Genomic DNA, 20,018 nt, shown 5'->3' on the forward strand with positions numbered 1-20,018 from the left:
CGCACGTCGCCACAGAGGCTTGATTTACGCGAACCGGCGCAGGGGCTTGATTCGCTGGGATCGCCCTCACTTGTCCCCCTCCAGCGTGTACGACCTGTCCTCCGGGGAGATGCTTTCGTCGTCGCCGGGGGCGACCAACGCCAGGCGGACGTGCGTCGCGAACGACTCCGCGTAGGCCACCCGTTGGGCGTCCGCCGGGCCGAGGGCGAAGGTGATCGGGACCGCCTCGCCCTGTCGGCGCACGGAGTTCTCGTCGTCGGCCGCGCCCTGCTGGTCGATCGGGGTCAGTTTGCCCACGTCGATGACCCCGGCGTTCTCCACGATGACCTTGGACTGGTCGCGCTGCTTGTCGTTCTCGGCCTTGAAGGTGGCGTAGATGTTGACCTTCGAGCCGGGGTTGATCTTTCCGGCGACGCCGGTCTCCGCGTCGATCATGATGGCGATCTCCTGCTGCCCCGCCTCCAGCTTCGGGCGGTCGACGATCATGTCGGACTGGAGCAGGGAGCCCTTCTTGAGCTGCGTGACGGCGATCTTGCCGCGGATGTCGCGGAGGTCGGTGACGGCCGTGTCCGACAGCCACCGCTTCGGCATCCGCACCTTCTCGAACTGCTCCTCCGCGAGCTGCTTGTACGGGGACACGTCCTGTTTCAGCTCGTACGCGTCCACCTCCGGCGCCACCTTCGAGTCCACGTCACGGATCACGGCGAGCACACCGGCGAACGCTCCGATGGCGCACAGGGCCGAGACGACCAGGAGTATGACGCCGCGGCGCTGACGTGAGTTCATGGACCGGACAACCTCGTTGGTAGGGGTCAGTGGTGGGAAGCGCGTGGGAGAGCCGTTCGGGTCGAGCCCGCCGCGGGTGTGAGCGTCGAGCGCGCCGCCGCGCCCGTGCCCGTGCCCTCGGGTGGCGTCTCACCGGCCAGTGGCGCGGAGCAGAACCCGCAGCGGTCGCCGATGAGTTCGAGGCCGCACCAGTGGCACTGCTCGCGGCGGACGGACGAGACCAGTTGGTAGAGCACGGAGATGTCGGGGATGGCCGCCGCGAATTCGACGATCTTGCCGGGGCTGCCGGGCTTTCCCGTCGCCCACCAGCGCGGTGAGTCGGCCGGCAGCCGCGTCCGCGACACGCTCTGCACCCGCCAGGCGGGGGCGAGGACGCCGGTGAGCCAGTCCGGGGTGTGCTGGCCGACGGCGTAGACCATGCGTGTTCCGAAGGCGGGGCCCGTCGGGGTCTCCGAGCCGGTGAGGCGCAGGAGTTGGGGTTGTGGTGAGGCGACGACCGCGAACTGGGCATTCGGGGACCAGGACTTCGCGTGGGCCTTCAGGGAGACCGGGACCCGGTCCAGTTTGGCCACGGATCCGACCACCGCGCCCGCGTAGACGTAGTGCGCGAGCAGGCGGGCCGCCGACGCGAGCACACCGGGGCTGAAGTCGCAGATCGACAACTGGCGCAACTGCAGCGCCAGGACGGCGAGCCCGAGGGGCGGGAGCGTGGGGCGCAGGATCGCGATCCGGTCGGTTTCCAGCACGGAACGTATCGAATGCAGCCGGTGCACGGTCGCGTCCGGCGCCGATTCCGGGCAGAGCACGATCACATACCCGTGCTGTTCGATCAGTGTGTGTACGTCGGTGAGGGCGCGGTCGAGCGGGTACTTCTGCTGCGGTTCGCCCAGGGGCAGCACGGTGGCGGTCGGTGTGTGCCGGTCCGGTGAGGCGAGGACCAGGTCGGGATCGGTCACGGCTATGGCGGTCGGCACGCGTGAACCCCCCGGTCGTCGCTCTGCGTCCCTCCAGCAGCACCTCGCGGTTGCCGCTGCCTCAGCACCATATCCACGCGACCGCCCCGCAACACCCCACTTCGCACTGTTCACGGAGTGATCGGGGCGGGTTGGCAGCTGGTTGGCGACTGGTTGGCGCAGAAGCATCGGTGACAACTCTTGACAAGCCCAATGGTCTGGACCAGTTTGTACGGCCAGCAGCTGCTTCCCCAACTCCCCCCACATCTCCCCCACTTCGGTGCGGGAGACCTCCCCCCACTTGGAGGCAGAAATGGCGCGTTCCTATCGCAGACGACCCCGGCTCGGCGTGCTTCTTGGCGCGTTCACGGCGGCGGCGCTCGCCGTGGGCGGTCTCGCCACGACAAGTACGGCGAATGCGGCAAGTAAGGCAAGTACGGCAGAGAGCTCCACGGCGGCCGTTCCGGCGCACGCCGTCACCGGCTACTGGCAGAACTTCGACAACGGCGCGACCGTGCAGAAGCTCGCCGACGTCCCTGACGCGTACGACATCGTCGCCGTCGCCTTCGCCGACGCCACCACGACGCCCGGCGCCGTCGACTTCACGCTCGACTCGGCGGGGCTCGGCGGCTACACGGAGGACGCCTTCAAGGCAGACATCAAGGCCAAGCAGGCGGCCGGGAAGTCCGTGATCATCTCGATCGGCGGCGAGAAGGGCACCATCCAGGTCAGTGACGCGGCTTCGGCGTCGGCGTTCGCGGACTCCGTGTACGCGCTCATGCAGGAGTACGGGTTCGACGGCGTCGACATCGACCTGGAGAACGGACTCAACTCCACGTACATGTCACAGGCGTTGAAGTCCCTCGCCGCCAAGGCGGGCGACGGATTCGTGCTCACCATGGCGCCGCAGACCATCGACATGCAGTCGACCTCGGCCGAGTACTTCAAGACGGCGCTCGCGGTCAAGGACATCCTCACCGTCGTCAACATGCAGTACTACAACAGCGGTTCGATGCTGGGCTGCGACGGCAAGGTCTACAGCCAGGGGACCGTGGACTTCCTCACGGCGCTCGCCTGCATCCAGCTGGAGGGCGGGCTCGATCCCTCGCAGGTCGGCATCGGCACGCCGGCCACGTCGAGCGCGGCGGGCAGCGGGTACGTCGCCCCGTCGGTCGTGAACGACGCCCTCGACTGCCTCACCAAGGGCACCAACTGCGGTTCGTTCAAACCGTCGAAGACCTACCCAGGCCTGCGCGGCGCGATGACCTGGTCCACCAACTGGGACGCGGCCTCCGGCAACGCGTGGTCCTCGGCCGTGGGGCCGCACGTCGACGCCATGTGACCCGAAGAAGACGGGCAGCGCCGCCGCTCCCCCGGCGGCGCTGCCCGCACCCGGGCCCCGTACGGATCAGAAGAAGTCCGACCAGGCCGTGTCCCAGATCTGCCGCACGCACAGCACGACGAACAGCAGCCCCGACACCGTCAGCATGCTGTTGCTCAGCCAGCCGTTGCGCCAACTGGCGGGCGTACGCGAGGAGTTCAGGAGCCAGACCAGGGTGAGCGCCAGGAACGGCATGAAGGCCGCGCCCAGGACTCCGTAGATGATGACCAGGCGGAACGGCTGGCCCTGGAAGAGCAGGACGATCGGCGGGAAGGTCATCCACAGCAGGAAGGCGCGGAAAGGCCAGCCCTTCTCGCGGTCGCCGCGCGCCACTTCCTCCCCGGTGACGACGCGGGAGAGCCGGTAGCGCTCGACGAAGTCGGCGAACATCAGGCTCACGCCGTGCCAGACGCCGATCAGCGAGGTGAAGGACGTCGCGAAGAAGCCGATCAGGAAGAGCTTGGCCGTGGCCGTGCCGTACTGGGCCTCAAGGATCTTGGAGAGGTCGACGAGACCCTTGTCGCCCTCGGCGATCGCGGTGTGGGACGAGTGCAGCAGTTCCGCGCCGACGAACAGCATCGCCACGACGAAGACGCCGGTGGTGATGTACGCGACCCGGTTGTCGAGGCGCATCACCTTCATCCACGAGGTGTTCGTCCAGCCCTTCGCGTTGACCCAATAGCCGTACGCGGCAAGGGTGATGGTGCCTCCGACGCCGCCGATCAGGCCGAGCGTGTTGAGGATCGAGTCCTTCTCGTCGGGCAGGACGGGGAGCAGGCCCGCGAAGGCGTCGCCGAGGTGCGGGGTGACGCGGATCGCCAGATAGACGGTGACGACGAACATGACGCCGACGAGCACCGTCATGACCTTCTCGAAGACGCTGTACTTGTTCAGCCAGACGAAGACCAGGCCGACGACGCCGCAGAGGATCGCCCACGGCTTGATCGACCACTCGGCCGGGAACACGTCGGGGAACAGTGCTTGCAGGGGCAGTCCGCTCGACGACATCGCGGCCGCGCCGTACACGAAGCCCCAGATCACCACGTAGATCACGAAGAAGTACGTGGTCCACTTGCCGAGGCTCGCCCAGCCGTCGAAGAGGGTGCGGCCCGTGGCCAGGTGCCAGCGGCCCGCCGCCTCCGCGAGGCTGATCTTGACGAGGCAGCCGAGGACCGCGGCCCAGAGCAGCGTGTAGCCGAAGTTGCTGCCCGCGATGAGGGTGGCGACGAGATCGCCCGCCCCGACACCCGTCGCGGCGACGACGATGCCGGGGCCGATGTATTTCCAGCTGGACTTTCGGGGGTGCTGGTCGGAGGAGGTGGTACTGCCGGTTCCTGGGGTGCCCGTGGTGTCCGCCATGAACACCAAGGGTGCGCAAAGCGGCGCCGCTGGCAAGAGGCCCGTCAGGAACTCACTCCTCGAAGTACGCGTCCAGCGCCTTGTCCAACTGGTCCGTCCACTCGGCGAGGCGGGCCTTGCCGGGCGCCTCCACGTCGTTCGGGAACCAGCGGCTGTTGGGCATGTGGACCGTCACCGTGAGGCGCTTGCGCACGGTGCCGTACTCGACCGCGCTGATCTCGTCCCAGGTGAAGTCGGCCTCCTGGTCGTCGAGCGTGAAGCGGACGCCGGTCGCGTCGACGGTGATGGAACCCCGGCGGTCCTCGGCCTCCATGACGGGGGCGTCGGTGTCGGGGGCGTCGGTGTCTTGGTCCGCGGTGTCATCGGCTTCCGCCTCGACCTCCGCTTCCGCCTCTGCCTGCGCCTCCGCCTCTTCGGGCTGCGTCGTCGTCACCTCCTCCTGCGTCTCCTCGGCGTCCGTGACCTCGGCCTCCGGCTGCCTCGCGGGAGCCGTCAGGCCAGGGATGTGCGCCGGGTCGAAGCCGGCACCGGTGACGGGTGTGACCTTCTCGTTCTCCATACGCTGCTCCACGGGCGGAAGTATGGCGGACAAGCCTGTGCCGCACCTCCCCCAGGGGTGGGTGCGGCACACGTACGGGACAGTACGGGACAGGCTCCTAGACGAAGAGGCTGATCACCAGGGCCACCACGAATCCGGCGATGGACAGGACCGACTCCAGGACCGTCCACGAGCGCAGGGTGTCCCGCTCGGAGATCCCGAAGTACTTGGAGACCATCCAGAAGCCGCCGTCGTTGACGTGCGAGGCGAAGATGGAGCCCGCGGAGATGGCCATGATGACGAGGGCCGTGTACGGCTGCGAGTAGTCGCCCGTCTGGAGCAGCGGGCCCACGATGCCGGCCGTGGTGACGATGGCGACCGTCGCCGAACCCTGCGCGACGCGCAGCACCAGCGAGATCAGGTACGCGAGGACCATGATCGGCAGGCCGATGCTGCTGAACGTGTCGGACAGCGCCTGCGCGATGCCGCTGGCCTGGAGGACCGCGCCGAAGACCCCGCCGGCGCCGACGACGAGCAGGATGTTGGCGACCGGCTTCAGGGACGCGGTGGACACCGTCTCCAGGGACTTGCGGGACCAGCCCCGGCGCAGGCCGAGCAGGTAGTACGAGGCGAACAGCGCGATGGTGAGCGCCACGAACGGGTTGCCGAAGAACTCGATGACCGAGCGGGCCGTGGAGGGGTCCATGGCGATCGAGGAGAAGGTCGCGGCGAGGATCAGCACCAGCGGGATGGCGATGATCGTGAAGACGATGCCGAGCGGAACCGGGTCCTCGCGGGGCGTGATGCCGTCCTTGCGCTGCTCCTCGGCGAGCGCGGCCTTCGCCTCGTCGGCGGCCTCGACCATGTCCTGCGGCACGGGCACGAAGATCTTCTTGCCGATCCAGGCGGCCCAGGCCCACGCGGCGAGCACGGCCGGGATGCCGCAGACGATGCCCATGAGGATGACCCAGCCGAGGTCGACGTGGAGCAGTCCGGCCGCGGCGACGGGCCCCGGGTGCGGGGGCAGGAAGGCGTGGGTCATCGAAAGGCCCGCGAGCAGCGGCAGGCAGTACAGCAGGATCGACTTGCCGCCGCGCTTGGCGGCCGCGTAGACGATCGGCGCGAGCACGAAGATGCCGACGTCGAAGAAGACCGGGATGCCGAAGATGAGTCCGGTGAGGCCCATCGCGACGGGGGCGCGCTTCTCGCCGAAGAGGTTGATCAGGCGGGACGCGAGGACTTCGGCGCCGCCGGAGACCTCCAGGATCGCGCCGAGCATGGTGCCCAGGCCGATGATGATCGCGATATGTCCGAGGGTGCCGCCCATGCCGTCCTCGATGACGGAGGTGACGTCGGACTTCTGGACGGTGCCGAAGAGTTCGGTGACGGAGAGGCCGGCCCCGAGGCCGACGGCGATGGAGACCGTCAGGAGGGCCACGAACGGCTGCAGCCGGGCCTTGATGATCAGGAAGAGCAGCAGCACGATGCCGAGGACGGCAACGGTCAGCAGTCCGGCCGTGCCGGGTATCAGGAGGAGCAGACCGCCGGTGTGCTCTGGCTGGTCCGCGGCGGCGGACGCGAGGGTGGCGTACGGGGACATCGTCGACCTCGTAAGTACATGGGGGAGTGTGGGGTGTTTCCAGCGTTTTCAGGCAGGAGGGATCGCGGTGCGGCGCCCCGCGGGGCGCCGCACCGTGGCGCGGAGGGGGTGGCTCAGCTCAGGACGGCGAGCGCGTCGATCTCGATGAGCAGGCCCTTGGGCAGACCGACGTAGACGGTCGTGCGGGCGGAGGCCGGGGCCTTGAGGCCCTGCTCCTCGAAGTACTCGTTGTAGATGGCGTTCATCTCGGCGAAGTGGTCGACGTCCGTCAGGTAGACGCGCATCATCATGACGTCGTCCCAGCTCGCGCCGCCCTCTTCGAGGATCGCCTTGACGTTGGCGAAGGTCTGGAGGGTCTGCTCCTTGAGGGTCGGGCCCGCGGGGGTCGGGGCCTTGCCCTCCTCGGCGGGGAGGAAGCCGACCTGGCCGGCGACCTGGAGGAGGTTGCCCTTCTTGACGCCGTGCGAGAACTTCGCGGGCGGGGTGGTGTGCGTGGCGGGGGTGAGAGCGATCTTCTCGGTCATCGTGAACTGACTTCCTTGTGAGGGGGTTACTTGGGAGGGGTACCGGAGTAGTCCCGGCTGATGGCTTCCGCCGTGCGGCGCACCAGCGGGAGCAGCGTGAGGAGTTCCTCCGCCGTGACGACGACGTTCGGCGCGGAGAGCGACATGGCGGCGACGACCCGGCCGTCCGCGCCGCGGATGGGGGCGCCGACGCAGTTGATGGACTCCTCGTGGCCACCGAGGTCGGTGGCCCAGCCCTGTTCGCGCACCTTGTCCAACTCCCGCAGGAACGCTGCGGCGTTGGGGGTGGAACGGGACGTGTACATGGGGTAGTCGAGCTTCTCCGCGAGGGCGCGGCGCTCGGACTCGGACAGGTCGGCGAGCAGCAGCTTGGCGACGGCGGCCACGGTGATGGCGACCGGCTTGCCGACGCGCGAGTACATGCGTACCGGGTAGCGGCTCTCGACCTTGTCGATGTAGAGGACCTCGTTCTCCGCGTACACGGCGAGGTGGATGGTGTGCCCGACCTTCTCGTTGAGTTCGACGAGGTGGGCGTGGGCGATCTCGCGGACGTCGAGGTTCTCGACGGCCTCCTGGGCGAGCGCGAAGAGGCGGGCGCCGAGGCGGTAGCGCTGGTCGGACTGGCGGTAGACCAGGCCGTGCTCGTGGAGGGTGCGCAGCAGGCGCAGCGCCGTGGACTTGTGCACGTCGAGGCGGTCGGCGACCTGCCCCAGGTCGGCGGGTCCCTCGGCGAGCAGCGGCAGGATGCTGAGCGCGCGGTCGACGGTCTGGCTCATGGCGTACGTACCTCCTCTGCGGCCGGCTCGTCGGTGGCATCGGCTGCCGCCCAGCCGGGGCCGACGTGCAGTGTCCCCCACCGGTCGGCGTCGAGGGCGGCCAGGCGGTCCGCCCGGGCGCGGCTCGGGGGCGCGGCGAGGTCGCCGGGCTCGGTGAGGGCGACGGCGGCCCAGAGGTGGCCGTGCCGGAGGCGTTCGGCGACGGGCAGTTCGCGCAGCGTGGCGGAGAGGAATCCGGCGGCGAAGGCGTCGCCCGCGCCCACGGCTGCGACGACGTCGACGCGCGGGGAGGGCTCCTCGTGGCGCCCGTCGGCGTCGTACGCGATCGCGCCGTCGGCGCCCCGCTTGACGACGAGCAGCGCGGGCTCGGGCAGCGCGTCCCGGATCGCGTCGGGTCCGCCGGTGATGCCCCAGGCGTCCTCGGCCTCGTCGTCGCCGACGAAGACGATGTCGGCGCCGCGCGCGAGTTCCAGGAGTACGTCGGGGCCCTCGGCGGGACCTTGTGCGGAGCCCGACCACAGGCCGGGCCGGTAGTTGACGTCGAAGGAGACGAGGGGGCGGCGGGCCCCGGCACGCGGAGCGGTCAGCTCGCGCAGCAGGTCGAGGCAGCCGGCGGAGAGGGCGGCGGTGATCCCGGAGAGGTGCAGGATCCGGCCGGAGCGCAGCGCGTCCAGGTCCAGGTTGGCGGTGGACATCGCAGAGGCGGCGGATCCGGCGCGGTAGTAGGCGACCTCGTGGGCGGCGGTGGCCCGGTCGCCCGCGGTGCGGAAGTAGATGCCGGTGGGGCGGTGCAGATCGCGCCGTACGGCGGAGGTGTCGACGCCGTACGCGGCGATGGCCTCCACGAGGTGGTCGCCGAAGCCGTCGGCGCCGACCCGGCTGACCCAGGCGGAGCGGTGTCCTGCGGCGGCGAGCACGCACGCCACGTTGGACTCGGCGCCGCCGATCCCGCGATCGAACGAGGGCACGTCGGCGAGCCGCCCCGGCACGGCGGGCCGGAACGTGACCATGGACTCGCCGAGCGCGACGACATCGGCTGCGCTGGTCGGTACTGCGGGTCCGGTGGCGGTCACGGTGGGTCGCACTCCTCGCGGCAGGGGACTTCGGGCTTCGTTGACCCGACATTGGCTCGGATGTTAGACAGCATGAAGCGACATACGCAATGACCGTTGCAAATGGTGCAACGGGCTGCCTGGAGGAGGCGCCGTGACCGCCCAGAACGCCTATCCCGCCGAGTCCGCCGGATCAGCCGCCGAGCGCCGCATCGCTCGTCTTGAGGAGCTGGCGACGGAGCGGGTGGACTTCCGCTTCAAGGGGCTGCCTCCCGAGGCGGACGGCGCGACGGTCGGCGAGCTGGCCGCCCGCCGCCTGAACCTCTTCACGGACGGCTTCACCACCCCCGTCCTCGCCCTCTCCGCCGAGCGCCTGGAGCACAACCTCGCGCTCATGGAGACCTACTCGGCCCGCCATGGCCTCGCCTTCGCCCCGCACGGCAAGACGTCGATGGCCCCGCAGCTCTTCCACCGGCAGCTCGAACACGGCGCGTGGGGCATCACCCTCGCCGTGCCCCACCAGGTGCGCGTGGCGCGGGAGTTCGGCATCGACCGGATCTTCCTGGCGAACGAGCTCGTCGACGCGTCGGCGCTGCGCTGGCTCTCGAAGGAGCTCGACGCCGACCCGTCCTTCCGCTTCATCTGCTACGTCGACTCCGTGCGCGGCGTGGAGCTGATGCAGGCCGCCCTGGCCGAGGCCGGCGCGGACCGCCCGGTCGACGTGGTGGTGGAGCTCGGCGCGGGCGACGGCGCGCGCACCGGGGCCCGCAGCGAGGCGGACTGCGCCGAGATCGCGGACGCGGTGGCGGCCTCCTCCGCGCTGCGGCTCGCCGGTGTCGCCGGGTACGAGGGCGAGGTGCCGGACGCCGACGGCGAGCGGGTGCGCGCCTGGCTGCGTCGCCTTGTGGCGCTCGCGGCGGAGTTCGACAAGGCGGGCCGCTTCTCCGGGCTCGACGAGATCGTGGTGAGCGCGGGTGGCTCCGCGTGGTTCGACGCGGTGGCGGACGTGTTCGCCGAAATCCCCGAACTGACCGCTCCCGTCCTCAAGTTGCTCCGCTCGGGCGCGTACGTCTCGCACGACGACGGCCACTACCGGCACCTCACCCCCTTCAACCGGGTCCCGGAGGAGGGCGCGCTGGAGCCGGCGTTCCGGCTGTGGGCGCAGTTCGTGTCGCGGCCCAACGACGAGCAGGCGTTCACCAACGCGGGCAAGCGGGACGCCGCGTACGACATCGACCTGCCCGAGGCGCAGGTCGTCCGGGACGCCCGGACCGGCGAGGTCCGGGAGGCCACGGGTGTCGCGGTGACGGGCCTCTCCGACCAGCACGGGTGGGTGCGTACGGAGCCGGGGGCGGGCGTCGAGGTGGGTGACTGGCTCGGGATGGGCCTTTCGCACCCGTGCACGTCGTTCGACAAGTGGCAGCTGATCCCCCTGGTGGAGTCGGACGGCACGGTCGTGGACTACGTCCGCACGTACTTCTGACCCGCGCGTTTCCCACGCCACGGGGCTCCGCCCCGGGCCCCGCGCCTCAATCGCCGGCGGGGCTGGAAAGATCGGGGCCCTGCCCCGGACCCCGCTGCTCAATCGCCGCAGGGGCTTGAAATCAGAGAGGCACCCCCATGGACCTGGTCATCCGCGACGCCCGTGTCATCGACGGCAGCGGCAGCGCCTCGTACCGAGCCGACGTCGCCGTCACGGACGGCCGGATCGCCGAGATCCGCCGCGAGGGAGACGGCCCCCGCCCCACCGGCACCCGCACCATCGAGGCCGAGGGCCTCGCCCTCTCCCCCGGCTTCATCGACATGCACGCGCACAGCGACCTCGCCGTGCTCCGCGACCCGGACCACAGCGCGAAGGCCGCCCAGGGCGTCACCCTCGAAGTGCTGGGCCAGGACGGTCTCTCGTACGCGCCCGTCGACGACCGCACCCTCGCCCAGGTCCGCCAGGCGATCACCGGCTGGAACGGTGACGGCTCGGACATCGACTTCGACTGGCGCACGGTCGGCGAGTACCTGGACCGCATCGACCGGCAGGGCATCGCGGTGAACGCCGCGTACCTCATCCCGCAGGGCACGGTCCGTATGTACGCGGTCGGCTGGGACGACCGCGACGCGACGCCGGCCGAGCTGGAGCGCATGAAGCAGCTCGTCGCCGAGGGCATGGAGCAGGGCGCCGTCGGCATGTCGTCGGGCCTCACCTACACCCCCGGCATGTATGCCAAGGACGCCGAACTCACCGAGCTGTGCCGGGTGGTGGCCTCGTACGACGGCTACTACTGCCCGCACCACCGCAGCTACGGCGCGGGTGCGCTCGACGCGTACCGGGAGATGGTCGAGCTGACCCGCACCGCGGGCTGCTCCCTGCACCTCGCGCACGCCACCATGAACTTCGGCGTGAACAAGGGCAAGGGAGTCGACCTGCTGGCCCTCCTCGACGAGGCCATCGCGGACGGCGCCGACATCAGCCTGGACACGTACCCGTACACCCCGGGCGCGACAACTCTCGTGGCGATGCTGCCGAGTTGGGCCAACGAGGGCGGCCCCGACGCCACGCTCGCCCGCCTGAAGGACGACGAGACGGCCGAGCGGATCCGGCACCACGTCGAGGAGATCGGCGCGGACGGCTGCCACGGTGTGCCGATCGAGTGGGACAAGATCGAGATCTCGGGCGTCTCCGACCCGGGCCTGGCCTCCTGCGTCGGCAAGACCGTCGCGCAGGCCGCCGCCGAGCGCGGCGAGGCCCCGTGGGTCACCGCCCGCCGCCTGCTGATCAGCGACAAGCTCGGCTCGTCGATCCTCCAGCACGTCGGTCACGAGGACAACGTCCGGGCGATCATGCAGCACTCCGTGCACACGGGCGGCAGCGACGGCATCCTCCAGGGCTACAAGCCGCACCCGCGCGCGTACGGCACGTTCCCGCACTACCTGGGCCGCTACGCCCGCGACCTCGGCGTGATGTCCCTGGAGGAGACGGTCGCGCACCTCACCTCGCGCCCGGCGGCCCGCCTGCGCCTGCCGGACCGCGGCCTGGTCCGCGAGGGCTTCCGCGCCGACCTGGTCCTGTTCGACCCGGAGACGGTCGCGGCGGGCTCCACCTTCGAGGCACCGCGCGCGCTGCCGGTCGGCATCCCGCACGTCCTCGTCGACGGAAAGTTCGTGATCGAGGACGGCAAGCGCACGGACGTCCTGGCGGGCCGGTCGGTGCGCAGGACGCCGTCAGCCACCGTCTGATCCGGTGGCCGGGGTGACCCGCACGCGGCGTTCTCCCCGGCCCCGAACTCGGCGTCAGTACGCGGGACTTGGCGTCCCACGACGCCTGGTCACCGCCCGTCACGCCGTCTGCTCGCCGACCGGTCCCGGGCGCGGGGTCCGCGTTCAGCGCACCCCGTGCGGCCGGAACTGGACGCTGATCCGGCCTCCGGCCGCGCGGGCGGACTTGGGGATCGCGTGTTCCCAGGTCCGCTGGCAGGAGCCGCCCATGACGATGAGGTCGCCGTGCCCGAGTGAGCGGCGCACGACGCGGCCGCCGCCGACGGGCCGCAGCGCGAGGTCCCGCGGCGTGCCCACCGACAGGATGGCGACCATCGTGTCCTCGCGGGCGCCGCGCCCGATCCGGTCGCCGTGCCAGGCGACGCTGTCCCGCCCGTCCCGGTAGTAGCAGAGGCCCGCCGTGCTGAACGGCTCACCCAGCTCCCGCGCGTAGTGCGCGGACAGCGCGTCCCGCGCCGCGTCGAGCACGGCGTGCGGCAGCCGCTCCCCCGCCCCGTAGAACCTGAGCAACCGCGGCACGTCGACGATCCGCTCGTACATCTGCCGCCGCTCGGCCTTCCACGGCACGCCGGCCGCGAGGTGCTCGTACAGCTCGTCGGCGCCGCTCAGCCAGCCCGGCAGTACGTCGATCCAGGCGCCGTCGCCGAGCACGGTGCGCCGCACCGCTCCGAGCGACCCGAGCGCCGTCTCCTCGGCCTGATCGAACAGCGAACCCTGAAGCATGCCTCCACCGTAGCGAACATTTCGAACATACGCGCGATTCAGCGCGCCGCGCGGCCCGCCCGAAGCCAGGCGTGGCCCATCTCACCCACCGCGCCGACCCGCCGCATCAAAGCCGCACCCACCCCGGAACCCGCCGTTCCGGAGGCATCCGGCACTCCGTGCCACCGCATCCGAAACCGCCGCCGCGGGCGCCGCCCCACCGGCCGGCGAACGGTGCGCGGCATCGCGAAACACGGCCGTAAAGTTTGGGGATGCAGCTCATCCAGTCGACCAAGCTCTCCAACGTCTGCTACGAGATCCGTGGCCCGGTGCTCGAGGAAGCGATGCGGCTGGAGGCGGCGGGCCACCGCATCCTGAAGCTCAACACCGGCAACCCGGCGGCGTTCGGCTTCGAGTGCCCCCCGGAGATCCTCGAGGACATGCTCCGCAACCTCGGGGACGCGCACGGCTACGGCGACGCCAAGGGCCTGCTCGCCGCCCGCCGCGCGGTGATGATGCACTACCAGACCCTCGGCGTGGAGACCGACGTCGAGCACGTCTTCATCGGCAACGGCGTCTCCGAGCTGATCGTGATGGCGATGCAGGGGCTGCTCGACGACGGCGACGAGGTGCTCGTCCCGGCCCCCGACTATCCCCTGTGGACGGCCGCGGTCTCGCTCTCCGGCGGCACCGCCGTGCACTACCGCTGCGACGAGCAGTCGGACTGGATGCCGGACCTCGCCGACATCGAGCGCAAGGTGACCGACCGCACCAAGGCGATCGTCATCATCAACCCCAACAACCCCACCGGCGCCGTCTACAGCGACGAGATGCTGCGCGGCATCACCGACATCGCCCGCCGCCACAACCTCCTCGTCTGCTCCGACGAGATCTACGACAAGATCCTCTACGACGACGCCACGCACACCCCGACCGCCGCCATCGCGCCGGACCTGATGACGCTCACCTTCAACGGCATGTCGAAGGCGTACCGCGTGGCCGGCTACCGCGTCGGCTGGATGGCGATCTCCGGCCCGCGCGCGCACGCGCAGTCGTACATCGAGGGCCTGACGATCCTGGCGAACATGCGCCTGTGCGCGAACATGCCGGGCCAGCACGGCGTCGTCGCGGCGCTCAGTGGACGCCAGACGGTCAACGATCTGGTGCTGCCCGGCGGACGCCTTAAGGAGCAGCGGGACGTCGCGTACGAGCTGCTCACGCAGATCCCGGGCGTGACCTGCGTGAAGCCGAAGGGGGCCCTGTACCTCTTCCCGCGTCTCGACCCCAAGGTCTTCAAGGTCAAGGACGACCGGCAGATGGTCCTCGACCTGCTGCGGGCCGAGAAGATCATGGTGGTGCACGGCACCGGCTTCAACTGGCCGGAGCCCGACCACTTCCGCGTCGTCACACTGCCGGACACCCGGCAGCTGACGGAGGCGGTGACCCGGATCGGGAACTTCCTGGACGGCTACAGCCAGCCCTGACACTCCCGCTTTGGACAGCTTCTAATTTAGACACGGTCTAACTTAGACACGATCTAAGGTACGATGGAGGCCAAGCTGCCACGCACGCCCTGGAGGCCCCCATGTACGAGCCGATCCGCACCAAGTCGGTCCACTCGACGGCGGCCGACAGCGGCGAATTCCCGCACCGCTCCCGCGAGGAGGAGCTGGACATCCAGCTCGCCGGGCACCTGAGCGCGCTGCTCGCCCTCACCGACGAGCTGCGCGCGCTGCGTCCCGCGGCCGACCTGGACGAGGCGGCGGAGAAGCTGGCCGCGCAGGTGGCGCGGTTGCGCGGGGGCCTGATGCCGGTCCGCGCGACGGTGGCCGCCGCCGTCCACGAACCCGGTATCGACGCCCTGCACCAGCGGGCGCACGCCCTCGCGGGCCGCGCCCTGGTGGTCGCGGCCTCCCGGGCCGACACCGCCGCCGCGATCCTGGCGGCGCAGCGCATGGAGGCGCACGCGCTCGTCGCCGCCTAGGCGAAGCAGGCGAAGCACGAGTGGGCCCCCGCACGCGGCGCGTGCGGGGGCCCACTCGATTCCGGACGTCAGCCGAGCCGGTCCACCAGCTTGCGGTACTCGTCCCACAGCTCCTTCGGCGTGTGGTCGCCGAACGTGTTGAGGTGCGCGGGGACGAGCGACGCCTCGTCGCGCCACGCTTCCTTGTCCACCGTCAGCAGGAAGTCCAGGTCGGCGTCGGCCAGTTCGAGGCCCTTCGTGTCCAGGGACTCCTTGGTCGGCAGGACGCCGATCGGCGTCTCGACGCCCTCGGCGCGGCCGTCGAGGCGGTCCACGATCCACTTCAGGACGCGCGAGTTCTCACCGAAGCCGGGCCACACGAACTTGCCGTCCGCGTTCTTCCGGAACCAGTTGACGTAGTAGATCTTCGGGAGCTTGGCGGCGTCCTTGCCTTCGGCCACCTTCACCCAGTGCGCCATGTAGTCGCCCATGTTGTAGCCGCAGAACGGCAGCATGGCGAAGGGGTCGCGGCGCAGCTCGCCGACCTTGCCCTCGGCGGCGGCGGTCTTCTCACTCGCCACGTTCGCGCCGAGGAACACACCGTGGTTCCAGTCGAACGACTCGGTCACCAGCGGCACGGCCGTGGCGCGGCGGCCACCGAACAGGATCGCCGAGATCGGCACGCCCTTCGGGTCCTCCCACTCGGGCGCGATGATCGGGCACTGCGAGGCGGGCGTGGTGAAGCGCGCGTTGGGGTGCGCGGCCGGGACGCCGGACTCGGGCGTCCAGGAGTTGCCCTTCCAGTCCGTGAGGTGAGCCGGGGTCTTCTCGGTCATCCCCTCCCACCACACGTCGTTGTCGTCGGTGAGCGCGACGTTCGTGAAGACCGAGTTGCCCCAGAGGGTCTTCATGGCGTTGGCGTTGGTGTGCTCGCCGGTGCCGGGCGCGACGCCGAAGAAACCGGCCTCGGGGTTGATCGCGTAGAGCCGGCCGTCCTCGCCGAAGCGCATCCAGGCGATGTCGTCACCGATGGTCTCGACGGTCCAGCCGGAGATCGTGGGCTCCAGCATCGCGAGGTTCGTCTTGCCGCAGGCGCTCGGGAAGGCCGCGGCGACGTACTTCGACTCACCCTGCGGGGGCGTCAGCTTGAGGATCAGCATGTGCTCGGCGAGCCAGCCCTCGTCGCGCGCCATGACGGACGCGATGCGCAGGGCGTAGCACTTCTTGCCGAGCAGGGCGTTCCCGCCGTAGCCGGAGCCGTACGACCAGATCTCGCGGTCCTCGGGGAAGTGCGAGATGTACTTCGTGGAGTTGCACGGCCACGGCACGTCCGCCTCGTCGGGGCCCAGCGGGGCGCCCAGCGTGTGCACGGCCTTCACGAAGAAGCCGTCCTCACCCAGCTCGTCGAGGACCGGCTGGCCCATCCGGGTCATCGTGCGCATGGAGACGGCCACGTAGGCCGAGTCGGTGATCTCGACGCCGATCGCGGAGAGCGGCGAGCCGAGCGGGCCCATGCAGAACGGGACGACGTACATGGTCCGTCCGCGCATCGAGCCGCGGAAGATCCCCCCGTTCCCCTCGTTCCCCCGGAAGATCTCCCGCATCTCGGCGGGGGCCTTCCAGTGGTTCGTGGGGCCCGCGTCCTCCTCCTTCTCGGAGCAGATGTACGTACGGTCCTCGACGCGCGCGACATCGGACGGGTCGGAGGCGGCGTAGTACGAGTTGGGGCGCTTGATGGGGTCGAGCTTCTTGAACGTCCCCTTCGCGACGAGCTCCTCGGCGAGGCGCTCGTACTCGGCCTCGGAGCCGTCGCACCAGACCACACTGTCCGGCTGCGTCAGTTCGGCGATCTCGTTGACCCACGAGATCAGTTCCTGGTGGTTCGTCGGGAGGGTGTCCAGGGAGGGAGCCGCGATGTCGCGCGCCACGATCGCTCCTAAATGAGGGGTTCTGAGGTTGATTGCCCCGTGGGGGCTGCGACCCGGACGCTGCGCCTCCCAGTCCACTGGAGCTCAGTGGGCGCTCATCCGGTGCCGACCGCACTCATTTGATCATCCGACCGAAACGCCCATCTGTCCAGGGGGCCTCACAGGTGAGCGAAGTGAGCCTCCCCACTCGGCGGGCCCCTTACCTACGGGGGCGTAGGTACCATTCGGGGATGAGTGTCGCCACCGAGCAGCCAGACGTCCCCGCCGCCCAGCCCTCCGTGCTGAAGCCGAGACTGCGCGGCTGGCTGCACGCGGGCATGTTCCCCGCCGTGCTGATCTCGGGCATCTTCCTCACGGCGCTCGCGGACTCGACGCGCGGCCGGATCGCGTGCGGGATCTTCGTACTGACAGCCTGCCTGCTGTTCGGCGTGAGCGCGCTCTACCACCGGGGGAACTGGGGGCCGCGCGCGGACGGCGTGCTGCGCCGCCTCGACCACGCGAACATCTTCCTGATCATCGCCGGCACGTACACGCCGCTGACGATGCTGCTGCTGCCGGGCGCCAAGGGCGACGCGCTGCTGTGGAGCGTCTGGGCGGCGGCCGCGGCGGGCATCATCTTCCGCGTGTTCTGGGTCGGCGCCCCGCGCTGGCTCTACACGCCGTGCTACATCGCGATGGGCTGGGCGGCCGTCTTCTTCCTGCCGGACTTCATGCGCACGGGCGGCATCGCGGTGCTCGTCCTGGTGATCGTCGGCGGGCTACTCTACAGCGCGGGCGGCGTCATCTACGGCATCAAGCGCCCGAACCCCTCACCGCGCTGGTTCGGCTTCCACGAGGTCTTCCACTCACTCACGCTCGCGGCGTTCATCGTGCACTACGTAGGCATCTCGCTGGTGGCGTACCAGCACGGCTGACCCCCACCTCCCCCTTCACCTGGCCGCGGCTCTCTGCCGCGGCCATTTTTCTTGACAGTAACCATGAATTGAGAGTTACTCTCATTTCATGGTTACTGTCACTAGTGAGGCCGGGTCACGCCCCGACCCTCGGCGCTGGTGGGCCCTCGGGGCCCTGGTCGCGAGCATGCTCGCGCTCGGTTTCGACATGACGATCCTCAACGTGGCGCTGCCGACGATCGCCGGAGAGCTCGGCGCCACCACGGGCCAGCAGCAGTGGATGGCGGACGCGTACATCGTGGTGTTCGCCGCCCTGATGCTCCCGGCGGGACTGCTCGGCGACCGGTTCGGGCGGCGCCGGATGCTCATCTGCGGGCTCGGCGTCTTCCTCGCCGCGTCCGTCGTGGGCGCCTTCGCGGGCGACGTGAACTGGGTGATCACGGCCCGCGCCCTGATGGGTGTCGGCGGGGCACTCGTGATGCCGCTCGCCTTCTCGGTGCTGCCCTCGCTCTTCGCACGCGAGGAGCAGACCAAGGCCATCGGCGCGATCTCCGCGGCCTCCGCGCTCGGTATGCCCCTCGGCCCGATCATCGGCGGCTGGCTGCTGAACCACTTCTGGTGGGGCTCGGTCTTCGTACTGAACGTGCCGATGGTCGCCATCGGCATCACCGCCTGCGTGTTCCTGCTGCCGGAGAGCCGCGACCCGGCCGCGCCCAAGGTCGATGTCGTCTCCACCGTCCTCACCGCGCTCGGCCTCGGCGCCCTCATCTACGCGATCATCGAGGGCCCGGCGAAGGGGTGGAGCAACGCCCTCGTCATCGGCGGGTTCGCCGCGGCCGTCGTGCTGCTCGGCGCGCTCGTGCTGCGGGAGCGGCGCGGCACCCGCCCCATGCTCGACCTCTCACTCCTGTCCCACCGGGGCTTCCTCAGCAACAGCCTCGCGGCGACCCTCGGCATGTTCATCATGGCGGGCCTGATGTTCCTGCTGCCGCAGTATCTGCAGGCCGTGCTCGGCACCGACGCGCTCGGCACCGGCGTCCGCATGGTCCCGATGATGGGCGGCCTGCTCATCGCGGCGAAGTCGGCGCAACCACTGGTCGCCCGGTTCGGGGCACGGTCGGTGATCGTCGCGGCGCTCGTGGTGCTCGCCTTCGCCGCGTTCCTCGGGGCGCGCACCGACGTCGACTCGGGATACGGCTTCACCGCGCTGTGGCTGTCGATCGCCGGGGTCGGCGTCGCCTTCGCCATGATCCCCGCGATGGGCGGCGCCCTCGGCGCGCTCTCCAAGGACCAGGCGGGCCGCGGCTCGGGGCTGCTGAGCACCGTGCGGCAGACCGGCAGCGCGCTCGGTGTCGCCCTGCTCGGCGCCCTCGTCGCCGGCGCCTACACGGACCGGCTCGCCACGACGGGCCTGCCGGGTCCGGCGGCGGACGCGGCCCGCGACTCGGTGGTCGGCGCCCACGCGGTGGCCGGAAAGCTCGGCGACCAGGCGCTCGCCGCGTCGGCGGACGCCGCGTACATCCACGGCATGGACCTCGCCCTCCTCGTCGTCGGGATCACCGCCCTGATCGCGGCCCTGCTCTCGGCGGTCCTCATGCCCGGCCCCACGAAAGCCGCCCCCGCCACCCCGGAACTGGCCCCCGCCGGCGCGGATGCCTGACAATGAGCGGCATGGCCGCGTCAGCACAGACGCCCGCGGAGCCCAAGGTCGGGCTCCGCGAGCGCAAGAAGATCAAGACCAGGACGGCGATCCGTGAGGCGACGTACCGCCTGATCGGGGAGCAGGGGTACGACGCGACGACGGTCGAGCAGATCGCCGAGGCCGCCGAGGTCTCACCGTCCACGGTCTTCCGCTACTTCCCGACCAAGGAGGACATCGTCCTCACGGACGAGTTCGATCCGATCCTGGAGCGGGAACTGCTCAAGCGGCCCAAGGACGAGTCGATCGTCGACTCCGTGCGGCACGTCGTCGACCGCAGCCTGGAACTCGCCTTCGCGGACGAGGCACCCGAGGTCACCCGGCTGCGGATGCGGCTCCAGGTGGAGACGCCCGCGGTGCGCTCCCGGATGATGGAGTCGATGTCCGTCAGCGGGCAGTTGATGTGCCGGGTCATCGCGGAGCGCACCGGCCGGGACGCCGCCGACCTCGAAGTCCGCGTCTACGCCATGGCGCTGGTCGGCGCCCTGATGCAGGCCACGATGTACTGGGCCGAGCACGACCACGAGGGCGAACTGCGCGAGCTCGTGCTGCGCGCCCTCGACACGGTGCAGCACGGGCTCTGAGGGGTATCGG

At 70.2% G+C, this 20,018-nt stretch carries 18 protein-coding genes; 8 read left to right on the forward strand and 10 right to left on the reverse strand.

What is annotated here, in order from left to right:
- Positions 1-66: 66 nt before the first annotated feature.
- Complete coding sequence (cpaB, locus tag ACFYWS_RS05820; protein WP_389269963.1) at positions 67-786, reverse strand: Flp pilus assembly protein CpaB; 720 nt, start codon at positions 784-786, stop codon at positions 67-69.
- 26 nt (positions 787-812) lie between these two features.
- The gene (locus ACFYWS_RS05825; protein ID WP_389269965.1) at positions 813-1,760 is read right to left on the reverse strand and encodes a hypothetical protein; all 948 of its coding nucleotides are present in this window, start codon (positions 1,758-1,760) and stop codon (positions 813-815) included.
- Positions 1,761-2,052: 292 nt separating this feature from the next.
- Here ACFYWS_RS05825 and ACFYWS_RS05830 point away from each other — a divergent pair, with 292 nt between their 5' ends.
- Entirely contained in the window at positions 2,053-3,081 is a 1,029-nt protein-coding gene (locus ACFYWS_RS05830; RefSeq protein ID WP_389269967.1) for a chitinase, read from the forward strand.
- Positions 3,082-3,147: 66 nt separating this feature from the next.
- Here the strand turns inward: ACFYWS_RS05830 and ACFYWS_RS05835 are convergent, their stop codons facing one another.
- The 6 genes from ACFYWS_RS05835 to ACFYWS_RS05860 all read right to left on the reverse strand — a co-directional run bounded on the left by ACFYWS_RS05835 (position 3,148) and on the right by ACFYWS_RS05860 (position 8,927).
- Positions 3,148-4,479, reverse strand: a complete 1,332-nt coding sequence (locus ACFYWS_RS05835; protein WP_389269969.1) for an Nramp family divalent metal transporter — start codon at positions 4,477-4,479, stop codon at positions 3,148-3,150.
- Positions 4,480-4,531: 52 nt separating this feature from the next.
- Positions 4,532-5,050 carry a hypothetical protein gene (locus ACFYWS_RS05840; RefSeq protein WP_389269971.1) on the reverse strand — a complete coding sequence of 173 codons (519 nt, stop codon included), beginning with the start codon at positions 5,048-5,050 and terminating at the stop codon, positions 4,532-4,534.
- A gap of 85 nt (positions 5,051-5,135) precedes the next feature.
- The gene (locus ACFYWS_RS05845; RefSeq protein ID WP_389269973.1) at positions 5,136-6,617 is read right to left on the reverse strand and encodes a GntP family permease; all 1,482 of its coding nucleotides are present in this window, start codon (positions 6,615-6,617) and stop codon (positions 5,136-5,138) included.
- 113 nt (positions 6,618-6,730) lie between these two features.
- Complete coding sequence (locus ACFYWS_RS05850) at positions 6,731-7,141, reverse strand: RidA family protein (RefSeq protein WP_389269975.1); 411 nt, start codon at positions 7,139-7,141, stop codon at positions 6,731-6,733.
- 26 nt (positions 7,142-7,167) lie between these two features.
- A complete protein-coding gene (locus ACFYWS_RS05855) occupies positions 7,168-7,917 on the reverse strand; it encodes an IclR family transcriptional regulator (protein ID WP_389269977.1) in 750 nt (249 codons plus the stop codon).
- A complete protein-coding gene (locus ACFYWS_RS05860) occupies positions 7,914-8,927 on the reverse strand; it encodes a sugar kinase (protein ID WP_389271716.1) in 1,014 nt (337 codons plus the stop codon). Before ACFYWS_RS05860 ends, ACFYWS_RS05855 begins: the two co-directional genes overlap by 4 nt.
- Before the next feature lie 253 nt (positions 8,928-9,180).
- Between ACFYWS_RS05860 and ACFYWS_RS05865 the strand changes: the two genes are divergently transcribed.
- Together ACFYWS_RS05865 and ACFYWS_RS05870 are read left to right on the forward strand one after the other, a co-directional pair.
- Positions 9,181-10,452 (forward strand): amino acid deaminase, encoded by a 1,272-nt coding sequence (locus ACFYWS_RS05865; protein ID WP_389271719.1) that lies wholly within the window; start codon positions 9,181-9,183, stop codon positions 10,450-10,452.
- A gap of 137 nt (positions 10,453-10,589) precedes the next feature.
- The gene (locus ACFYWS_RS05870; protein ID WP_389269979.1) at positions 10,590-12,200 is read left to right on the forward strand and encodes an amidohydrolase family protein; all 1,611 of its coding nucleotides are present in this window, start codon (positions 10,590-10,592) and stop codon (positions 12,198-12,200) included.
- Between the two features lie 144 nt (positions 12,201-12,344).
- Here the strand turns inward: ACFYWS_RS05870 and ACFYWS_RS05875 are convergent, their stop codons facing one another.
- The gene (locus ACFYWS_RS05875) at positions 12,345-12,962 is read right to left on the reverse strand and encodes an alpha-ketoglutarate-dependent dioxygenase AlkB (RefSeq protein WP_389269981.1); all 618 of its coding nucleotides are present in this window, start codon (positions 12,960-12,962) and stop codon (positions 12,345-12,347) included.
- A gap of 251 nt (positions 12,963-13,213) precedes the next feature.
- On the opposite strand from ACFYWS_RS05875, the gene ACFYWS_RS05880 reads away from it, so the two are divergent.
- A complete protein-coding gene (locus ACFYWS_RS05880) occupies positions 13,214-14,425 on the forward strand; it encodes a pyridoxal phosphate-dependent aminotransferase (protein ID WP_389269983.1) in 1,212 nt (403 codons plus the stop codon).
- A gap of 101 nt (positions 14,426-14,526) precedes the next feature.
- Complete coding sequence (locus ACFYWS_RS05885; protein WP_389269985.1) at positions 14,527-14,925, forward strand: hypothetical protein; 399 nt, start codon at positions 14,527-14,529, stop codon at positions 14,923-14,925.
- 68 nt (positions 14,926-14,993) lie between these two features.
- Here the strand turns inward: ACFYWS_RS05885 and ACFYWS_RS05890 are convergent, their stop codons facing one another.
- The gene (locus ACFYWS_RS05890) at positions 14,994-16,832 is read right to left on the reverse strand and encodes a phosphoenolpyruvate carboxykinase (GTP) (RefSeq protein ID WP_389269987.1); all 1,839 of its coding nucleotides are present in this window, start codon (positions 16,830-16,832) and stop codon (positions 14,994-14,996) included.
- A gap of 230 nt (positions 16,833-17,062) precedes the next feature.
- Between ACFYWS_RS05890 and ACFYWS_RS05895 the strand changes: the two genes are divergently transcribed.
- From ACFYWS_RS05895 to ACFYWS_RS05905, 3 genes are all read left to right on the forward strand, one after another.
- Positions 17,063-17,746 (forward strand): hemolysin III family protein, encoded by a 684-nt coding sequence (locus tag ACFYWS_RS05895; RefSeq protein WP_389269989.1) that lies wholly within the window; start codon positions 17,063-17,065, stop codon positions 17,744-17,746.
- An 88-nt stretch (positions 17,747-17,834) separates the two neighbouring features.
- Entirely contained in the window at positions 17,835-19,385 is a 1,551-nt protein-coding gene (locus ACFYWS_RS05900) for a DHA2 family efflux MFS transporter permease subunit (RefSeq protein ID WP_389269991.1), read from the forward strand.
- 11 nt (positions 19,386-19,396) lie between these two features.
- Positions 19,397-20,008: a TetR/AcrR family transcriptional regulator gene (locus tag ACFYWS_RS05905; protein WP_389269993.1), complete on the forward strand. Its 612-nt coding sequence runs from the start codon at positions 19,397-19,399 to the stop codon at positions 20,006-20,008.
- Positions 20,009-20,018: the final 10 nt, after the last annotated feature.

The sequence above is a fragment of the Streptomyces sp. NPDC002795 genome (assembly GCF_042888725.1).
Lineage (GTDB): Bacteria > Actinomycetota > Actinomycetes > Streptomycetales > Streptomycetaceae > Streptomyces.

Excerpts from the sequence above, each read along its gene's own strand:
- cpaB (WP_389269963.1), bottom strand. The coding sequence starts at position 786 with ATGAACTCACGTCAGCGCCGCGGCGTCATACTCCTGGTCGTCTCGGCC.
- ACFYWS_RS05830 (WP_389269967.1), top strand. The coding sequence starts at position 2,053 with ATGGCGCGTTCCTATCGCAGACGACCCCGGCTCGGCGTGCTTCTTGGC.
- ACFYWS_RS05835 (WP_389269969.1), bottom strand. The coding sequence starts at position 4,479 with ATGGCGGACACCACGGGCACCCCAGGAACCGGCAGTACCACCTCCTCC.
- ACFYWS_RS05845 (WP_389269973.1), bottom strand. The coding sequence starts at position 6,617 with ATGTCCCCGTACGCCACCCTCGCGTCCGCCGCCGCGGACCAGCCAGAG.
- ACFYWS_RS05850 (WP_389269975.1), bottom strand. The coding sequence starts at position 7,141 with ATGACCGAGAAGATCGCTCTCACCCCCGCCACGCACACCACCCCGCCC.
- ACFYWS_RS05855 (WP_389269977.1), bottom strand. The coding sequence starts at position 7,917 with ATGAGCCAGACCGTCGACCGCGCGCTCAGCATCCTGCCGCTGCTCGCC.
- ACFYWS_RS05860 (WP_389271716.1), bottom strand. The coding sequence starts at position 8,927 with ATGGTCACGTTCCGGCCCGCCGTGCCGGGGCGGCTCGCCGACGTGCCC.
- ACFYWS_RS05870 (WP_389269979.1), top strand. The coding sequence starts at position 10,590 with ATGGACCTGGTCATCCGCGACGCCCGTGTCATCGACGGCAGCGGCAGC.
- ACFYWS_RS05875 (WP_389269981.1), bottom strand. The coding sequence starts at position 12,962 with ATGCTTCAGGGTTCGCTGTTCGATCAGGCCGAGGAGACGGCGCTCGGG.
- ACFYWS_RS05880 (WP_389269983.1), top strand. The coding sequence starts at position 13,214 with ATGCAGCTCATCCAGTCGACCAAGCTCTCCAACGTCTGCTACGAGATC.
- ACFYWS_RS05885 (WP_389269985.1), top strand. The coding sequence starts at position 14,527 with ATGTACGAGCCGATCCGCACCAAGTCGGTCCACTCGACGGCGGCCGAC.
- ACFYWS_RS05895 (WP_389269989.1), top strand. The coding sequence starts at position 17,063 with ATGAGTGTCGCCACCGAGCAGCCAGACGTCCCCGCCGCCCAGCCCTCC.
- ACFYWS_RS05900 (WP_389269991.1), top strand. The coding sequence starts at position 17,835 with ATGGTTACTGTCACTAGTGAGGCCGGGTCACGCCCCGACCCTCGGCGC.
- ACFYWS_RS05905 (WP_389269993.1), top strand. The coding sequence starts at position 19,397 with ATGGCCGCGTCAGCACAGACGCCCGCGGAGCCCAAGGTCGGGCTCCGC.